This window comes from Sphingobacterium sp. UBA5789, from assembly GCF_002418355.1.
Classification (GTDB): Bacteria; Bacteroidota; Bacteroidia; order Sphingobacteriales; family Sphingobacteriaceae; genus Sphingobacterium.
This window is the reverse complement of sequence record NZ_DIDX01000007.1, coordinates 601,552-621,474: the sequence shown is the minus strand read 5'-3', so window position 1 is coordinate 621,474 and position 19,923 is coordinate 601,552. Positions and strand designations below refer to the sequence as shown.

General features: G+C 39.0%; 12 protein-coding genes and 1 CRISPR repeat array (1 of these 13 only partly in view). Of the genes, 9 read left to right on the top strand and 3 right to left on the bottom strand.

All coding sequences use genetic code 11. From position 1 onward, the window contains the following. Nucleotides 1-115: 115 nt before the first annotated feature. On the bottom strand, nucleotides 116-403 hold the full coding sequence (locus B4B65_RS20140; protein ID WP_293918307.1) for a hypothetical protein: 288 nt from the start codon (nucleotides 401-403) through the stop codon (nucleotides 116-118). 348 nt (nucleotides 404-751) lie between these two features. Here B4B65_RS20140 and B4B65_RS20135 point away from each other — a divergent pair, with 348 nt between their 5' ends. The 6 genes from B4B65_RS20135 (at nucleotide 752) to B4B65_RS20110 (ending at nucleotide 8,998) form a co-directional block, all read left to right on the top strand. Beyond that, the gene (locus tag B4B65_RS20135; RefSeq protein WP_293918305.1) at nucleotides 752-1,174 is read left to right on the top strand and encodes an HYC_CC_PP family protein; all 423 of its coding nucleotides are present in this window, start codon (nucleotides 752-754) and stop codon (nucleotides 1,172-1,174) included. 104 nt (nucleotides 1,175-1,278) lie between these two features. Further along, nucleotides 1,279-2,667, top strand: coding sequence for a TolC family protein (locus B4B65_RS20130; RefSeq protein ID WP_293918303.1), 1,389 nt, complete (start codon nucleotides 1,279-1,281; stop codon nucleotides 2,665-2,667). A 10-nt stretch (nucleotides 2,668-2,677) separates the two neighbouring features. Next, nucleotides 2,678-5,830 (top strand): efflux RND transporter permease subunit, encoded by a 3,153-nt coding sequence (locus tag B4B65_RS20125; protein WP_293918302.1) that lies wholly within the window; start codon nucleotides 2,678-2,680, stop codon nucleotides 5,828-5,830. Nucleotides 5,831-5,834: 4 nt separating this feature from the next. Next, on the top strand, nucleotides 5,835-6,947 hold the full coding sequence (locus tag B4B65_RS20120) for an efflux RND transporter periplasmic adaptor subunit (RefSeq protein WP_293918300.1): 1,113 nt from the start codon (nucleotides 5,835-5,837) through the stop codon (nucleotides 6,945-6,947). Then, nucleotides 6,944-7,381, top strand: a complete 438-nt coding sequence (locus B4B65_RS20115) for a hypothetical protein (protein ID WP_293918298.1) — start codon at nucleotides 6,944-6,946, stop codon at nucleotides 7,379-7,381. The genes B4B65_RS20120 and B4B65_RS20115 overlap by 4 nt, the downstream gene beginning before the upstream one ends. A 351-nt stretch (nucleotides 7,382-7,732) precedes the next feature. After that, on the top strand, nucleotides 7,733-8,998 hold the full coding sequence (locus B4B65_RS20110; protein WP_293918296.1) for an MFS transporter: 1,266 nt from the start codon (nucleotides 7,733-7,735) through the stop codon (nucleotides 8,996-8,998). Between the two features lie 86 nt (nucleotides 8,999-9,084). Here the strand turns inward: B4B65_RS20110 and B4B65_RS20105 are convergent, their stop codons facing one another. Further along, nucleotides 9,085-9,492, bottom strand: coding sequence for an EthD family reductase (locus B4B65_RS20105; protein WP_293918294.1), 408 nt, complete (start codon nucleotides 9,490-9,492; stop codon nucleotides 9,085-9,087). A 205-nt stretch (nucleotides 9,493-9,697) separates the two neighbouring features. Next, on the bottom strand, nucleotides 9,698-13,366 hold the full coding sequence (purL, locus tag B4B65_RS20100) for a phosphoribosylformylglycinamidine synthase (RefSeq protein WP_293918292.1): 3,669 nt from the start codon (nucleotides 13,364-13,366) through the stop codon (nucleotides 9,698-9,700). Nucleotides 13,367-13,673: 307 nt separating this feature from the next. Here purL and cas9 point away from each other — a divergent pair, with 307 nt between their 5' ends. From cas9 to cas2, 3 genes are read left to right on the top strand one after another with little or no spacing between them, the layout of a single operon-like run. Further along, complete coding sequence (gene cas9 / locus B4B65_RS20095; protein ID WP_293918290.1) at nucleotides 13,674-17,468, top strand: type II CRISPR RNA-guided endonuclease Cas9; 3,795 nt, start codon at nucleotides 13,674-13,676, stop codon at nucleotides 17,466-17,468. Between the two features lie 5 nt (nucleotides 17,469-17,473). Continuing rightward, nucleotides 17,474-18,367 carry a type II CRISPR-associated endonuclease Cas1 gene (gene cas1, locus B4B65_RS20090; protein WP_293918288.1) on the top strand — a complete coding sequence of 298 codons (894 nt, stop codon included), beginning with the start codon at nucleotides 17,474-17,476 and terminating at the stop codon, nucleotides 18,365-18,367. A gap of 53 nt (nucleotides 18,368-18,420) precedes the next feature. Then, the gene (cas2, locus tag B4B65_RS20085) at nucleotides 18,421-18,702 is read left to right on the top strand and encodes a CRISPR-associated endonuclease Cas2 (protein WP_293918286.1); all 282 of its coding nucleotides are present in this window, start codon (nucleotides 18,421-18,423) and stop codon (nucleotides 18,700-18,702) included. 57 nt (nucleotides 18,703-18,759) lie between these two features. Continuing rightward, nucleotides 18,760-19,923: a CRISPR direct-repeat array (repeat unit 47 nt; unit sequence GTTGTGTTATATCCTAAAGATACTCAAAATTGAAAGCAATTCACAAC) (it continues 1,962 nt past the right edge of the window).

Sequence of the window (19,923 nt, the reverse complement as noted above, 5' to 3'; positions counted from 1 at the left end):
TATAGATTAATTAATATTATAATGTCACAAGTGGATATAATGGTTTACATCTAAGAGTAAACGGAGAAGGAGCCATCTCTTCGGATAGGACACACTTCTGGCTATACATTACGGATTAAACTAATCGGGGAGGCTGCCAGATGGATAGGGAAACGCACAGGATCGACATGTCATTTTTCCAGAATACGGATTTACTGATGTCGAAAAGTTGTGGATTGAATGTTAAAAGAGATGATGCAGAAAGGTTTAATTTTGCCGGGATATGGCAGATCTGGTCACTACATTTCTGATCACAATCTTTTGTTTCGTGATGTTTTTGCTGATCATCACAACAAGACTTTTGGGATCTGATATTACGATCGGTGTTGCAATGTGATGAGGATGCAGGATTATGCTTTTCCATGGGTTCACAGGAGAAAGCCTGCTGCGGTGATAATATCAGGCCGAGCCACAGGACAGAAAATATGATATACCATGTTCTATACATCAAATACAAAATTAGGGTATGAAGACCTAAGAATAAAATCAATCTGTTATATTATTATGGGAAAGATGTGTAGAATTATGGTAAAAGCTGATGTGAACAGTAAGTGCTTTTAAGGCTTTATAAGCCGGTTTTTTTTATATGTTTTAGTCTTCCTGACTCTAAAATCTATATAGGAAACTCTGCCGTAATCTTTGAAATTCTATAACCATTACCGGAAATAATATAACTTCCATACGTCCATAATTGAGCATTTTTGTACCGTATATGAAAAAAATATTTCTGCTTTTTCTTTCTTATCTGTATCTGATGTCTGCCTTTGGTGTAGCCATTCAGACACATTTCTGTAAAAAAGAAACTGTTCAGGAAACCAACTTTTTCACTAAACCTATTCCCCCTGAGGAGCCCTGTGCGATCTGTGTAAGCAAAAATAAGGGACAGACAAAGAAAAAAGATGGCTGTTGCCAGCACGAGACAAAAGTACTTAAGTTAACCGAGGAGAAGCAGAAGGTTGTCAAAACGGAGCTGTCTTTCAAATTCTGGAACGAAGCTATTCTGCATCGTTTTTTTGGAGCTGTATTCGAATCGCCTTCCGTTTATCTGACCTTTGCTTTTGAGCATTATCCTCAACCTCTCCTCTCTGTACAGGCAACTCCGCTGTATATTTATCATTGCGTATATCGTATTTAGACAATAACCCATTCATTTTAGTAGTCTCAGCCTGTCAACACATACTGTTGGAGGCAGAAGATATGCATAAAATCTGTTTATTGTCTCATTTTACTATATAGGATATGTATCCAAAAATTATAGTATCAGGGATACTGTGTCTTGGATTTTCCCTTGTACAAGGGCAGATGCTGACACTCCCTGATGCAGCAGAACGATCCGTTCAAAATTATCAAAAAATCAAGGCTAAGAAGTCTTTAATAGATGCATCTTCGGAAAATGTATCTTACCGTAAAAGCATGTACCTGCCGGATGTAACGGCTATGGTGCAGCAGTCATTCGGCTCTGTAAATGCACAGAATGGTCCTATGTACGCCTATGGTGGATTGGGTGTAGCATCCACATCTATGCCTTTGGCCGAACAGAATTGGAATTCAGCATTCGGATCATTGTATCTGGCCAATATCAATTGGAATATCTTTACTTTCGGCAGACTCAAAAGCGAACTGTCTGCAGCACGTGCCGGTTATCAGGTGCAGGTATCCGATTTGGACCAGGAAATTTTTCAACATCAGATTAAAGTGGGGGCCGCTTACCTCAATCTCGTCGCCAGTCAACGTCTCCGATATGTGCAGGAACGGAATCTGTATCGGGCAACGGTATTTTATGAAATGACACAAAGCCGGGCAAACAGTGGTCTGCTACCAGAAGTTGATGCTTCCTTAGCCAAAGCAGAAGTATCCAATGCTCAGTCTGCCCAGATTAAAGCATATGATAAGGTACTGGCATATTCCACAGACCTGGCTGTTTTAATGGGAGAACCTTTTCAGCACTATACGACAGACAGTCTTTATTATACTTCGGAACCTCCGGCAGCAAGGACACCCGCTCTTCCGGCCGGACAGCATCCGGTTCTTTTGTTCCGGCAACATAAAATCGATGAAAGTGTTGAGCAGGAAAAAGTCGCCCTTGCCACAAAAAAGCCTTCATTGTCCGCATTTGGTGTGATTCAGGGAAGAGGTACAGGCTTTGACTGGAATTATGTTCAGGATAATACAGCTTATTCTTCTTCTTACTGGAAAGGAGCAGGTATAGACAGAGCCAATTATATAGTAGGGTTTAATCTGAACTGGAACATCAGTAATATTTTCCGTAATAATCATAAGCAGAAGCAACAACAATACCTTACACAAGCTTTCAGACATGATTATGAACGTGTACATGAAGAGCTGAAGGCACAGGAAGCACTGGCAAATGCACAATATGAAAATGCCAGAGACAACCTCAAAGAGACGAAGATTCAGTTGGAGTCTGCCACATTAGCCTATCGGCAGCACAGCGCACTTTACGAAAATGGATTAACGACACTGATTGACTTTACACAGGCACTCTATGCACTCAATCGGGCAGAGATAGAGCATGAGATTGCTAAGAATAATATCTGGCAGGCTCTGCTGCTGCAGTCTGCAGCAAACGGGGATCTCCATCCGTTACTTTATTCACGTTCAAAATAATTCAGGAAAAATGAATCTAATACGTTTCGCATTGCGAAAACCCGTTTCCATTATGGTAATGGTAGTGGGACTTTTATTCTTTGGAATCAAGGCCACCAAAGATGTTCAGGTCGATATACTTCCTGAAATGAACTTGCCTGTAGTCTATATTGCACATTCCTTTCACGGGTATACGCCACAACAGATGGAAGGATATTTCACTAAAATGTACGTGAATATGATGCTCTTTGCGAATGGGATCAAGAGTATTGAAACCAAAAATACCCAGGGATTAACCCTGATGAAAATAAACTTTTATGAAGGGACGAATATGGGAGAAGCTATTGCATCCATCAATGCGTTATCCAGCCGTTCGCAGGTATTCCTGCCTCCCGGTGCACCACCTCCGTTTATCATTCGTTTTGATGCTTCTTCACAACCTGTAGGGCAGCTCGTATTCAGAAGTGATACGAAAACCAATAATGAGCTACAGGATATAGCCAATTTCAATGCCCGGCCATTCCTGATTGCTATTCCGGGATTGACAACAGCACCGCCTTTTGGCGGTAGTCCCCGAACGATTGAAATTAATATTGATCCCGGTAAGCTTAGGACGCATTCACTATCTCCGGAACAGGTAGTGGAAGCTATCAGCAGGCAGAATATTACCTCTCCTTCAGGAAATGTATATATCAATGATATTAACTACCTGACCCCGACTAACAATACCCTGAAGACGGTAGAAGAATTTGGTGATATCCCGATTTTTAAAGGACAGGTTGATAATGTATATATCCGGGATGTAGCGACTGTAAAAGACGGTGCAGATATTACGACAGGCTATGCGCTGATAGATGGCAAACGTTCTGTTTACATTAATATCGCCAAGTCAGGCAATGCTTCTACTTATGATGTGGTTAGTAGTCTCAAGAAAGCGATTCCGAATATCCAGCGTAATCTACCGGAAGGAGTGTCGATCTCCTATGAATTTGATCAGTCTGTATATGTTATTAATGCTGTGAAAAGTCTGGTCGTAGAGGGAGTATTGGGCGCACTTCTGACCGGATTGATGGTCTTGCTTTTCCTGAGAGACAGACGAGCGGCTTTGATTGTAATCCTGACCATTCCTATTTCCATTATAGCAGGTGTACTGTTTCTAAAGCTGTTCGGACAGACTATTAATATCATGTCATTGTCCGGATTGGCACTGGCCATCGGGATATTGGTAGATGAAAGTACCGTTACTGTTGAGAATATTCATCAACATTTTGCTATGGGAAAAACAAAGGCTCAGGCGATCTGGGATGCGTGTAAAGAAATAGCCTTTCCAAAACTGCTGATTCTCTTATGTATTCTTGCTGTGTTTGCTCCGGCTGTCGTGATGACTGGAATACCGGGAGCATTATTTATGCCGCTTGCATTAGCTATAGGATTCTCCATGATCATATCTTTTCTGATGTCCCAGACTTTTGTGCCTGTAATGGCCAACTGGCTGATGAAGAATAAAGAGAAACATGAAGAGAAAGAAAGTGGATTTGATCGTTTTAAAGTACGGTTTTTATACTTTTTAACCAAGCTGATGCAGCGTAAGAAAATTATCTTTTCGCTCAGTATGATTGCTGCGATTATAGCTGTTTCCTTTATGTATATGCATATTGGAAAAGATGTGTTGCCATCTGTAAACTCCCGTCAGTTTCAGCTAAGGATCACAGCACCCGAAGGTACACGGATAGAAAAAACCGAACAAAAAATCAAAGCCGTGCTGGGCGAACTGGATACCTTATTAGGAAAAGATAATGTCAGTATCTCCTCCACTTTTATCGGACAACATCCTTCGACATTTGCCGTGAGTCCTATCTATCTCTATAATGCCGGGCCACATGAAGCCCTGATGCAGGTTGCCCTTCGGTCTGTAGACGGAAATACAGATGCGTTGAAAGATAAGATCCGAAAACATCTGCGTGAGCGAATGCCCGAATTGAAATTGTCTTTTGAGCCTATAGAACTGACGGAAAAAATACTGAGTCAGGGGGCAAATACTCCGGTTGAAATCCGTGTTTCGGGAATGATGAAAAAGATGAATATGATGTACGCCAATAAGCTTCTGACTAAGCTCAAAGAGCTGGATTACATGCGTGATCAGCAAATTCCTCAGTCTATGAACTATCCGGCATTGGAAATCCAGATTGACCGTACCCGTGCCGCTCAACTGGGGTTAGATGCTCAGGATATTGCCAGATCACTGGTTGCGACGACCGCTTCTTCCCGTTATACAAGTAAGAATATGTGGGTAGGAGGGATGATGTATATTGCATATGATGTACAGGTACAGATGCCTCAGCATATGCTGACTTCACGTGACGAGCTGGCGAATATTCCATTATCCAAAAATTCGGACAGACCGGTCCTTGGGGATGTTGCCACAATCACGCCTGTCAAAACAATGGGCGAAAGCTACAATGACGGCACCATGGGGTACACCACAGTTACTGCTAATTTACATCAGGTAGATCTGCAAAGAGCGAAAAAGGATGTGGAACTCGCTATTGCGTCTTTAGGTGAACTGCCCAAAGGAGTCAATATCAAACTGGCCGGAATGGCTCCTGTACTGGATGATACTTTCAACAGTTTGTTAAGCGGATTATTAATAGCAGTTCTTGTGATATTTTTGATGTTGACCGCCAATTTTCAATCCTTTAAAGTTTCATTTGTGATATTGACTACTGTACCTTTTGTAGTATTAGGTTCTTTATTGCTGCTTCGTCTTACAGGCTCTACACTCAACCTGCAGTCTTTTATGGGTATTATCATGTCCGTAGGCGTGTCTATTGCCAATGCAGTCTTGCTGATTACTAATGCAGAGACCCTTCGCCTGCAGACCGGAGATGCGACCACATCAGCACTGCAAGCTGCTAATCTGCGGATGCGTCCTATTATAATGACCACACTTGCAATGGTCGCCGGGATGCTGCCCATGGCCATCGGATTCGGAGAAGGCGGAGATCAGGTATCTCCATTGGGCAGGGCCGTAGTAGGCGGACTCTTTGCGTCTACCTTTTCCGTATTGATTCTCCTGCCACTACTGTTCAGCTGGATACAGCAAAAAAGCAGTATTACTTCCGTATCACTTGATCCTGAAGATGAATCCAGTATCCATTATTCACCCTCCAATACTAATCGTTAATCCTATGAACAATTTAATATATGTGCTGGCTTCGGTAATCCTGTTTACCTCATGTTCCGGCTTTAATAAAGAAGAGAAACAAACATCAGAAAAAATGACAATGGCTATGCCGCAAAATCTGGAAACAGTCGCTGTTCAAAAAAGCAATCCACTCGTCAGACTGAAGCTGGCAGGTGAGTTGTCACCCGATCAGCAAACGGATCTTTATGCAAAAGTCAATAGTTATGTAAAGAACATTCGCGTGGATATAGGGGATCGTGTCAGCAAAGGACAGGTGCTCATAATTCTGGAAGCTCCTGAGATCCAGTCTCAGCTGGCTACTGCAAAGGAAAAGTGGAAAGGACAAGAGGCAATTTATGCAGCTACAAAAGCGAGTTACGATCGTATGCTGAAAGCAAATGAGACAAAGGGAGCAATTTCACGTGATGCACTGGACCAGATCACAGCCAGAAGTATTGCTGATGAAGCACAACTCAATGCGGCCAGAGCGAGCTATCAGGAATTGAAGAATATAGAAGACTATCTGCTGATCCGTGCGCCTTTTTCGGGAGTTATCACCGATCGTAACGTCGATCTTGGGGCATATGTGAGTCCAATGGGAAAAGGAGGGGAGAAACCCCTGTTGACTGTACAGAATACGCAGAAGCTTAGACTATCCCTCTCCGTTCCGGAAGCAAATACAGGTTTCCTCCATCTGGGGGATACTATTCATTTTACCGTACGTTCTCTGCCGCAGAAAAAGTATTTCGCAAAAATATCCCGTAAATCAGGTACGTTGGATCTGAAACTTCGTGCGGAAAAGATTGAAGCGGACTTCAACAATATACAGCAGGAACTGAAGCCCTTTATGGTTGCAGAGACATTGATTCCTTTACAGCATTCTGAAGCAACTTTCTTTGTACCGAAAACTGCTTTGGTAGAAAGTAATCTGGGGGTATACATTCTCAAAGATGAAAATGGTAAAGTAAAAAAAGTGCCTGTTTCTAAAGGCCGAAGTATGCCGGATCAGGTAGAAATATTCGGGGATCTGGAAGAAGGAAATCAAATTATACTGAAAGCTTCTGAAGAAATTCAGGAAGGCACAACAATTTCAAATATAAAAAACAAAAGATCATGAAAATTATAAAAATATTAAGTGGATCAGCTATGCTGCTGATTCTGTTAACAGGATGTCAGAACAACAATACTCCTGCGAAAGGGACAAGTGTAGAAGAAAACAGTCCGGCTAAACCTATAGCATTGGCAGGGACGGTAAAAAAAGGAGACCATGTGCCTTCAGAATTAGTTTGTATGGTCAATGACGCCTATATGGGTAAAGAACAGATTAAGGTAGATTTTGAAGGAAAGACCTATTACGGTTGCTGCAATATGTGTAAAGAGCGTATCCCAAAAGACGCTGCTGTCCGTACAGCTATAGATCCGCAAACGATGAAAAGTGTGGATAAAGCTTCTGCTTATATTGTCATGATCGGGGAGAATGGCGAGGTCGCATATTTTAAAAGTAAACAAACATATGATCAATTTATTCTGGAAAAACAACAGCAGAACTAAAATGCGATGTATTCAGTACAACCTGTGATTATCATATGTTATCCTATCCAAAAGCCCGTGAGGGCTTTTGACTTTTAAAGTATAAAACGTATCTTCCTACAGGTGTTTAATAGTTATTTTCTAATTTCGAAAAAAATACTATATTTGCAACATATTTTAAACACATACCATCATGTGGATAGCAGTATTATATAGAATTTACACCTTTCGTGACAGACTTGTCGCCTAGCTGGGTATAGGATTTCTTTTTAAATTCTATCACAATGTTTCCGTTTCCGGAACATTGGAAATCATTTTTTTATTTTTATTGACCGGAGTGTGCCTTTTAAGGTATTCTCAAAATTATTTTATATGCAAAATTCCTGGAAAAAGAAATTTTCTATTATATGGGTGGGACAGTTTATCTCCCTGTTAAGCAGTACGGCAGTCAACTTTGCTGTAATTATCTGGTTGAGTCTGGAAACAGGTTCTGCTGAAGTATTGGCTTATGCAGCTATTGCAGGTCTGCTTCCGCAGGCTATTATCGGTCCGATAGCAGGTGTATATATTGATCGTTGGGACCGAAAGAAAACAATGATGTTTGCAGATGGGTTCGTGGCATTCTGTACACTGATCATGTCCGTTAGTTTTTATATGGGCAATGAAAGTCTGTTGTTAATCTATGTTATGCTAGCTCTGCGTTCAGTAGGTTCGGCATTCCATATGCCGGCTATGCAGGCCGCGATTCCTATGCTTGCACCTCCATCTGAATTGTTACGGATAGCAGGTATAAATCAGATTATACAATCCGTTTCGAGTATTGCAGGACCTGCTCTTGGAGCGCTGGCAATTGGATTTATGTCGATCGGCAATGTGTTGCTTTTGGATATTGCCGGAGCAGTCGTGGCGATTACCTCCTTACTCTTTGTGCATATTCCCAATCCGGAAATAGCAGAGAAAGCCAAAGCAAGTCTACAGCAGGTGTGGAAGGATATTAAACTCGGATGGGAAGAAATACGTAAGAACAGAGGACTTTCTTACCTGTTCCTGTATACTGTCATTGCTACTTTTTGTATTATGCCTGTCGCTGTACTTTTTCCGTTGATGACCATCAATCATTTTGGCGGAGACAAAATAGAAATGAGTATAGTTGAAATGGCCTGGGGTGTGGGTATGCTGATCGGTGGCGGATTGTTGGGTATCTGGAAGCCAAATATCCATAAAGTCATTATTATTAATACCATGCATATGCTGCTAGGTCTTAGTCTGGCGATATCCGGCTGGCTTCCTGTCTCCGGATTTATACTGTTCGTTGTACTTACAGGAATTGGTGGATTAGCGGCTTCTGTATACAATGCCAGTTTTATGACGGTATTGCAGGAAGAGGTAAATCCGGCTATGATGGGACGTGTATTTTCGATGTTCTTTAGTATTGTAGTCATCCCTTCTGTTGTCGGACTGTTAAGTACAGGTTTTGTAGCAGATACCATAGGCGTGAATCTTACCTTCATCATCCTCGGACTGGTTGTGGTAGGAGTAGGATTACTGTCTTTCTTTACGCCTTCGCTGATGAGATTGGGTAAGGAGAAAAATACAATAACAGAGAAACAAGAAGAAAATTCTCCGGAACAGGTATAATAGCTACCTGTATCAACTGAGGTATATAAGAGGCTGTCTGAAGAGATTATATTAAGCGAGATCTTTTTAAGACAGCCTCTTTCATTTTATTGAATCACTTCACTGATCTGTACGACCGGCATAACATTCGTATATTTCGGAAAATCTGCTGCGAAGGTCTCTCTGTTCTTTTTTAATCCTTCTTCATAAGCTGCTACATTTTCAAAGTACAGATGCCCCATGGCCATATAGGGCGCAGCTGTTTCGGGAGATCCGCCTCCTATTCCTTTATCTATCGTTAGACCTTTTAATGCATCACCATACACCCGCTGAACTAAAGGCATATGTTTGTGGATATAATAATCCATGTCAAAGGTCGTGCCTTCCCCTTTTGGATAGAATATGGTCACTTTAATCATACCTTTCTTATGAAAGGCTAAGGAAGGAGCAGAACTTTGCTGACAGCTGATCAGGAGAGCCATTATGGCCATCAGTAATCCGATTTTTGTTTTCATAATGTTTGATATGACAAGGGTTTATAATCTTTATTGGTCAAGATTTATGAATATAAATATAGGTGATTTTTCATTTAATAAATTACATAGAATTTGAGATGAAACAATTCCCTCTTCTTTCTAAGGAAAGGTCAGGGAGAGGTTTTAATAAAAAAATCTCCTCTTTAAGCTAAAGAGGAGATTTTTACAATATATATCTGAAAGACTATTTTTGATTTTCAATCCATTTGCGGGCATTGACAAAGGCTTCAATCCACGGAGATACCTCATCTTTGCGATCATTCGGATAGTAAGCCCAGTTCCACTGGAACGCTGAACGTTCAATGTGTGGCATGGTAACCAGATGACGACCGGTTTTGTCACACAACATAGCTGTATTGTAATCGGAACCGTTAGGATTCGCAGGATATTGCTCATAAGCATATTTCGCTACGATCTGGTATTGCTCTTCCGATTGAGGTAGATTAAATTTACCTTCTCCGTGTGAGATCCATACGCCTAAAGTTGATCCGGCAAGCGTAGATAACATCACTGAATTATTATCCTGAACTTTTACAGATACAAAGTTAGACTCATGTTTCTGCGAAGTATTGTGATGCATTTTTCCATGTACATCATGATCAGGGTTGATCAGTTCCAGTTCCATGAACAACTGACATCCGTTACATATCCCTACAGATAAAGTATCCGGGCGGGCAAAGAAATCAGTCAATGCTTTTTTCGCTTTCTCATTGTAGAGAAATGCACCTGCCCAACCTTTAGCAGAACCTAAAACATCAGAATTAGAAAATCCACCTACTGCTCCGATAAACTGAATGTCCTCTAATGTTTCACGACCGGAGATCAGATCGGTCATATGCACGTCTTTTACATCAAAGCCTGCAAGATACATGGCATTTGCCATTTCACGCTCAGAGTTTGAACCTTTTTCACGCAATATTGCTGCTTTTGGTTTCGGACGTGTATTGTCAATAGTGGGTTTTCTACCATCAAAATGAGCCGGAAATACATATTTCAACGGCTGGTTTTTGTAGTTGGTATAACGTTCCTGAGCCATGCCGTTCTTAGATTGTTTCGAATCTAACAGGAATGATGTTTTATACCAGGTATCTCTTGTCTCTGCAACATTGAACGTAAACAGATCTTCATTATTCTTGAATGTTACAGATGAACCTTCGACAACTTCACCGATCTTCACCGCTTCAATTCCGTTTTCCGAACATGCTTTTTCAAATGCAGCATCGTTCTTAGCCTGAAGGACAACAGCGATATTTTCATTAAACAAAGCTTTTACCGTATCTGTTTCCTGTAAACCGGACAGATCATAGTTTGCAGCAAGATTTACATCTGCGAAACACAATTCAAGTAAAGTCGTAACCAAACCTCCGGAACCTACATCATGTCCTGCTGCGATCTGATCCGCTTTGATAAGCTCCTGAATTGTATTGAATGCTTTTTTGAAATAATCAGCATCTGTGATTGTCGGTACTTCCTTACCTACTTTGTTTAAAATCTGCGCAAAAGAAGACCCCCCTAATTTGAAGGTATCTTTTGAGAGATTGATATAGTAAACAGAATCTGCATTTTTATTCAGGACTGGTTCTACGACTTTATTGATATCTGTACAATTTCCTGCCGCAGAAATAATCACAGTTCCCGGAGCAATCACATCTCCGTTCGGATATTTTTGCTTCATGGACAGGGAATCTTTTCCGGTAGGAATATTGATGCCTAAGGCAATAGCAAAGTCAGAACAGCTCTGTACTGCTTCATACAGACGGGCATCTTCTCCTTCATTGTTACATGCCCACATCCAGTTGGCGGATAATGATATACCAGAAAGTCCGTTTTTGATCGGAGCAAATACGATGTTAGAAAGTGCTTCAGCAATTGCTGTACGTGAAGCTGCTGCCGGATCTACCAATGCTGCAACCGGCGAATGACCGACAGTGGTGGCAATACCTTCAGCGGATCTGTAATCCAGCGCCATGACACCGACATTGTTCAGCGGCAATTGTAGCGGGCCGGCACATTGTTGTTTTGCAACACGTCCTCCCACACAACGGTCTACCTTATTTGTCAGCCAGTCTTTGGAAGCTACCGCTTCCAGTTGCAGTACCTGATTCAGATAAGTAGGGATATCATTTTTTGTATAGTCCAGATCAGCATATGTACGGTTAACAGTGCTGTCGTTCATAATGGTTTTCGGAGAAGACCCGAAGAAATCTTCCAGTGCAAAATCCATTGGCTTTTCTCCCGAAGTTTTGGATTCGAAAGTAAAACGGTGATCACCGGTGACATCTCCGACAGTATACATCGGTGAGCGCTCCCGGTCAGCTACCTTTTGTAAAGTAACAATATCTTTTTCACCAATAACCAATCCCATACGTTCCTGAGATTCATTACCAATGATTTCTTTTGCAGATAGGGTAGGATCCCCGACAGGTAATTTGTCCAGGTCTATCAATCCACCGGTTTCTTCTACCAATTCAGAAAGACAGTTTAAGTGTCCGCCTGCTCCGTGATCATGGATCGACACGATTGGATTGTGGTCGGATTCTACCAGTCCGCGGATGGCGTTGGAAGCGCGTTTTTGCATTTCAGGATTAGAACGCTGAATGGCATTCAGTTCGATTCCTGATCCGAAAGCTCCGGTATCTGCAGAAGATACGGCAGCCCCTCCCATACCGATACGGTAGTTTTCACCACCCAGAATTACTACTTTATCTCCCGGTTGTGGCTTATGTTTTTTTGCCTGATCCAGCTTGCCGTAACCTATACCTCCGGCTTGCATAATCACTTTGTCATATCCGATCTTACGGGCTTCTTCTTCATGCTCGAAAGTCAGGACAGAACCTGTAATAAGGGGCTGGCCAAATTTATTACCGAAATCTGAAGCTCCGTTGGATGCTTTGATCAGGATATCCATTGGTGTCTGGTACAGCCAATCTCTTTCCTGCATTGCTTTTTCCCATGGACGCTCTTCGTTGAGACGGGAATAAGATGTCATATAGATGGCTGTTCCTGCCAGTGGTAAAGAACCTTGTCCGCCAGCCAGACGGTCACGGATCTCGCCTCCTGAACCTGTAGCAGCACCTGAGAAGGGTTCTACAGTAGTCGGGAAGTTGTGCGTCTCTGCTTTTAATGAAATTACAGATTCAAATTCCTTTTCAGTGTAATAATCAGGCTTATCCGCTGACTGTGGTGCAAATTGTGTCACAACAGGACCTTTTATAAAAGCCACGTTGTCTTTATATGCTGAAACGATATCATTAGGATGTGTTTCAGATGTTTTTTTGATCAGTTTGAATAAAGAAGTCGGTTTAGCTTCACCATCGATTACAAATGTCCCGTTAAAGATTTTATGACGGCAGTGCTCTGAGTTGGCTTGCGAAAATGCAAAAACCTCAGAATCTGTCAGCTTACGACCCAGCTTTATCGAAAGGTTGTTCAGGTATTCTACTTCTTCCGGATTGAGAGCCAGACCTTCCTGCTTGTTGTAAGCAGCAATATCATCCACATCCATAATAGGCTCAGGTGTAATGTTGATACTGTACATTTCCTGTGTAAGCGCATTATACTTTTGGGAGATCATCGGGTCGAAGTCAGTGAAATCAGCTGTCACCGGCTGAAATTCTTCAATACGAATAATTCCTTCAACGGCCATATTTTGGGTAATTTCCACCGCATTGGTACTCCACGGAGTGATCATTGCAGCACGAGGGCCTACATAGTAATCATCAAGAGTGGTTTTTTCAATTTTGGTTGCGTTGCCAAATAGCCAGTTGAGTTTAGAGATATCTTCGGTTGATAAATCTTTTTGAGTTTGAACAGCATAAACAGTGTTCGATTGGTTCACAAAGAAATGAATCATTACTATGAAATTGTTGTCTTGTAGAATTAAAGTACAAAAATACGTTAATCCTTTGACTTAAATAGCATAACAACGTAAAAAATGGAAGGAACTAAGGAGATAGTTGAATTTCGCAGCCAGAGCAGCAAAAAGGGTAAAAAAGAAGGCGAGTTGCCCCGCCTTGAATGTTTGCACAACGGAATAATCCTTATTGTGAATTGCTTTCAAGACAAAGTTAATAAATATTTTTTATTTGAAATACGGAAAACCGTAATTAGGATGTATTTTATTATTTATATATTTAAGAAACTAAAATTGCGAATAAATTATGAAATATATACTTGGGCTTGATTTAGGGACAAATTCTATTGGTTGGGCGTTGATAGAAATTGATGAAAATAATATTCCTATCCGCATTATTGCTATGGGTTCTAGGATAATTCCTTTATCAACAAGTGATAAGGAAGAATTTCAAAGAGGTTTGTCGATTACGAAAAACCAGAGCAGAACAGTAAGTCGTACCCAGAGAAAGGGTTATGACAGGAAACAGTTAAAGAAAAATGATCTAAAGAAAATTCTGAATAAATACAATATTTTTCCAACAGAAGAATTGTTAAAACTTCCAATGCTTGATTTGTGGAAGCTGAGAAGTGATTCAGCTAACCCAGATGAAAATATTTCTGCAGAACAATTAGGACGTATTCTATATATGCTTAATCAGAAAAGAGGTTATAAGTCTGCCAGGAGCGAGGCTAACGCCGATAAGAAGGATACAGATTATGTTCAGGCGGTAAAAGGTCGTTATGCTCAGCTGAAAGATAGAAAACAGACTATAGGACAGTATTTTTATGAAGAATTGTACAATGCAAATGCCAATAATTCATACTTCAGAATTAAAGAAGAAGTTTATCCAAGAGAAGCTTATATAGAGGAATTTGATACTATCATTAGTACTCAACGAGAGAAGCACGATTTCCTTACAGATAAGGTGGTGAATCAACTAAGAAATGAAATCATTTATTTTCAAAGAAAACTGAAATCTCAAAAAGGATTAGTTAGTATTTGTGAATTTGAAGGCTTTGAAAAAACTGTTTTTGATAAGGAAAAAAACAAAGATAAAATGGTTTTTGTTGGTCCTAAGGTTGCACCCAAAACATCTCCTTTATTTCAGCTTTGCAGAATTTGGGAAGTTGTTAATACAATCACTTTAAAAATAAAAAATCCGGAAGGCAGCAAATATAAATGGGGTGAAAAGATTCCGGATTTAAAAGAAAAGGAAATTTTAGCCGATTATTTATTCAAAAATGAAAGTCTAAGCTTTAGTAAACTTCTTGAAATTTTAGAATTAAAAAAAGAAAATGTATATGTGAATAAGCAGATACAGAAAGGCATTAAAGGAAATGAGACGTATTCAGCTCTTCATAGTATTTTAGGTGATAATAAACTTTTAAATTTTGATGTATTTATCACGACTACAAATCAAACTGCGTTATTGGTAGATAGGAAGACAGGCGAGATTCTTGAAGAAAGGGCGGGTCTTGAACTTGATCCATCATTGGAGAAAGGACCATTGTTTCAACTATGGCATACCATTTATTCACTTAAAGATTTGGATGAATGTAAAAATGCTCTAATAAAAAGGTTTGATTTTGATGAAGTAACTGCGGAAAAGCTGTCTCGTATTGATTTTAATAAGCAGGGTTTCGGGAATAAATCAAATAAATCCATGAGGAAAATTCTTCCTTTTTTAATGGAGGGTTATGATTATTCTCAATCTTGCAGTTTGGCAGGTTATAATCACTCTAATTCTTTGACAAGAGATGAAAGAGAGCGGCAAATCACTTTAGACAGATTAGAACTTCTTCCTAAAAACAGTTTGAAACAGCCTATTGTTGAAAAAATTCTCAACCAGATGATTAATGTGATTAATGCGATTCTTGAGCAATATGGAAAGCCTTCTGAAATTAGAGTTGAACTTGCCCGCGAACTCAAACAAAGTAAAGATGAGCGGAACGAAACTGATTTACAAAATTCTAAAAACAAAAAATTGAATGATGAGATTGGAAAACGATTAGAAGAATTAGGACTGCCTGTAACCAAACGATATATTCAAAAATACAAATTCATATTTCCATCGCTTAGTAAAAACCTGAAAGAAGCTAAAGTCAATAATCAATGTATTTATTGTGGTGAAACTTTCAATTTAACAGAGGCTTTGAGTGGAGATGCTTACGATGTAGATCATATTGTGCCAAAAGCTTTATTGTTTGATGACTCTCAGACCAATAAAGTGCTGGTTCATCGAAAATGTAACTCAACAAAAACGAATCAAACTGCATATGATTACATTGCTACAAAAGGCGATGAACAGTTCAGGCTATACTCCGAGCGTGTAGATGACTGGTTTCAGAGAGGAATTATCTCTTACAGTAAAATGCAAAGATTGAAAGTTTCACACAAAGAATATCTTGAAAGAAAAAAGCTTGGAAAAGAAACAGAAACCGACAAAAAGCTTTGGGAAAATTTCATTGACAGACAATTGAGAGACACTCAATATATTTCCCGCAAATCAAGAGAGATTTTACAAAAGATATGTAATAATGTAACAACAACTGAAGGTGGTGTTACTGCTAGGCTTCGTAATTTATGGGGGTGGGACGATGTTTTGATGAATCTTCAGATGCCTAAATACAAAAAGTTAGGACAAACCATCACCAAGGAATGGACAAGTGAACATGGAAAAAGAAAACATCAAAAAGATGAAATCGAAAACTGGACAAAAAGAGATGACCATCGTCATCATGCTATTGATGCTTTGGTCATTGCCTGCACAAAGCAAGGCTTTATTCAACGGATAAATACTTTGAATTCGAGTGAGACAAAAGATTTGATGATGAAAGAGGTTGAAGAAGCTAAGATAGAATTTAATGAAAAGACCACACTCTTAGAGAAATATCTTAAAACGCAGAAGCCTTTTAGTATACAGGAAGTAATGAAAGAAGCTGACAAGATTTTAATTTCTTTTAAAGCAGGGAAAAAAGTAGCAACAATAACAAAATTTAAAGCAACAGGAAAGAACAAAGATACTGGTGTTATTGTACCGAGAGGGGCTTTGCACGAACAATCTGTTTATGGAAAAATAAAAGGGATAGAAAAAGATAAACCTTTGAAGTATTTGTTTGAAAACTCGGATAAAATTGCAAATCCAAGAATTAAAAATCTTGTTGAAACAAGGCTTTCAGAAAATGAAAATAATTCTAAAAAGGCTCTGTCAACATTAAATAAGAAACCAATCTTTTTGAATAAAGAAAAAAACGAAATCTTAGAAAAAGCATCTTGTTACAATGATGCAACGGTATTGAAATACAAATTACAGAGTCTAAAAGCAAGTCAGGCCAATGATATTGTTGATGAAAGAATAAAAAAAATAGTAATAGAAAGACTTGCTCAATTTGGAAATAAAGAAAAAGAAGCTTTTAAGGATACCCTTTGGTTTAATGAAGAAAAACAAATTCCGATTATAACCGTTAGATTGTTTGCTCGTCCGGATGCGGATAATTTACAGGTTATTAAAAAAGATGAAGATGGAAGAGCTATAGGTTTTGTTCTTACGGGTAACAATCATCATATTGCAATTTATGATGATAAAGCTTATAAGCTTATTCAGCATAGCTGTACATTTTGGCATGCTGTAGAAAGAAAAAAATACAATATTCCTGCTGTTATCAGAGATTCATCAGAAGTTTGGAATGAGTTATTAAACAAAGAACTTCCAGTATCTTTTTTGGATAAATTACCCGCTGATGAACTGAATCTTAAATTCAGTATGCAGCAAAATGAAATGTTTATTTTGGGACTATCACAGGAAGAATTTGATGAAGCATTAGCTAATAATGATAAATCTTTATTAAGCAAACATTTGTATTTAGTATGGAGTATTTCTGAAAATAATTATTGGTTCAGGCATCATTTAGAAACTAAAAATTCTGATTTAAAGAAAACAGATGGTGCTAAAGAAAGTAAAAGGTTTTATAATATTAGAAGTTTGGGCTCTTTATTTTCTTTAAATCCAATAAAGGTAAGATTGAATCATTTAGGAGAAATTACCAAAATCGGAGAATAATAATTATGATCACCCGTTCCATCTACATTGGTAACCCTGCTTATCTTAAACTCAAAGACGAGCAGATGTATATTCTGTGTCCCGAAACTAAAGGACTAAAAGGTAAAGTTCCGGTAGAAGATTTGGGGTTGTTGATGTTGGATCATTTTCAGATTACTATTTCACATCAGCTTATTCAGAAAATGATGGGAAACAATGTCGTAGTGGTCAGTTGTGACGCACAGCATTTACCTCATGGGATGATGCTCCCACTGTATGGACATACTGAACATTCAGATCGGGTAAAAGACCAGTTGGAAGCCAGTGAACCTCTCAAAAAGCAGCTTTGGAAACAAACGGTTGAATGTAAAATTGAGAACCAAAAGGAGGTCCTAAAACAATTAGGAAATTATTACGAACCCATGATGGATTATCAGGATAATGTGAAAAGTGGAGATATTACCAATATGGAAGGCATTGCAGCGCAACACTATTGGAAATATCTTATCAGTTCAAACTTTCTCCGGCAGCGTTTTGGGGATTCACCCAATCAGTTTTTTAACTTCGGATATGCTGTTTTGCGCAGTATTGTGGCAAGGGCTATTGTAGAGACTGGTTTGTTGCCCGTTTTGGGTATTTTTCACAAAAACAAATACAATCCCTATTGTCTTGCAGATGATCTCATGGAGCCTTATCGCCCATTTTTAGACCTATTGGTTATGCAATGGCTTGAAGTACATAAAGACACAGAAGAACTAACCAAGGAGTTTAAAGCTCATATCCTTCAAATCGCTATTAAAGATGTAAAGATTGATGGAAAGAAAAGACCATTGTTGGTTGCAATAAAAACAACAGTGTCATCACTTTATAAATGCTATACAGGTGAGAAACGTCTGATAGCTTATCCTGAACTAATATGAAAACCGAAAGGTTTAATGCTTACCGGATTATGTGGGTTTTAGTATTGTAAGATTTGCCAACCGAAACCAAGGCAAATATGAAAGATGCGAGTAGATTTCGTAAGTACTTATTGGATGATGGATTTACTTTGTTTCAGTTTTCCATGTATGTAAGACATTGTCCCAGTCGTGAAAATGCAGAAGTACACATCAAAAGGGTAAAACTAATGCTCCCAAAAGCAGGTAAAGTAGCAATCATGTGTATTACTGACAAACAATTTGGTGATATTGAAATTTTCTTTGCCAGAAATAAAGAACAACCCTTTCCAACCTTTCAGCAACTTGAATTATTCTGAATTTTAATTTCTAAAATAATAAAAAATCCGTTGATTATCAACGGATTAAATTTTGAGGTTGTGTTATATCCTAAAGATACTCAAAATTGAAAGCAATTCACAACCTCAAATGAGTACACACGTTTTGCACGGCAGTTGTGTTATATCCTAAAGATACTCAAAATTGAAAGCAATTCACAACACTGTCTGTTGTCAGGTCATCCCTGGTAATGTTGTGTTATATCCTAAAGATACTCAAAATTGAAAGCAATTCACAACTTAGGGAGGTCAAAAAACGAAGCGTTCGAAGTTGTGTTATATCCTAAAGATACTCAAAATTGAAAGCAATTCACAACCTAAAGGGAGACACATTCGACATCGATCTGGTTGTGTTATATCCTAAAGATACTCAAAATTGAAAGCAATTCACAACAAAGTGACGGCAGTAGGCAAAGAAACCGCTGTTGTGTTATATCCTAAAGATACTCAAAATTGAAAGCAATTCACAACAGTATATTAGGATATTCTAACAAGTCAGGCGTTGTGTTATATCCTAAAGATACTCAAAATTGAAAGCAATTCACAACCCATCTATGATAATTCTCTCTATATTCAAAGTTGTGTTATATCCTAAAGATACTCAAAATTGAAAGCAATTCACAACAGCGGAGCAGGAGGTCAATTAGGAGCAGGAGTTGTGTTATATCCTAAAGATACTCAAAATTGAAAGCAATTCACAACTAGTGCTATCTCTATAACTTCTTTAGTTCTGTTGTGTTATATCCTAAAGATACTCAAAATTGAAAGCAATTCACAACGCTATTACGTTTAGCATAAAGTTCCAGTCCGTTGTGTTATATCCTAAAGATACTCAAAATTGAAAGCAATTCACAACGGTGGAGGTATTTGATGCCCCAAGAGAAAGTTGTGTTATATCCTAAAGATACTCAAAATTGAAAGCAATTCACAACCATACTATCCGTATAAGGAAGGGTAGATATGTTGTGTTATATCCTAAAGATACTCAAAATTGAAAGCAATTCACAACTGCTTGCCACATAGGAGAATATTTGCAAATGTTGTGTTATATCCTAAAGATACTCAAAATTGAAAGCAATTCACAACATAGTGGAATTAGCTGTTTCCAGATCCGCAGTTGTGTTATATCCTAAAGATACTCAAAATTGAAAGCAATTCACAACCCAGCAGCTGTCAGATCTGCATTAGCCAGGGTTGTGTTAT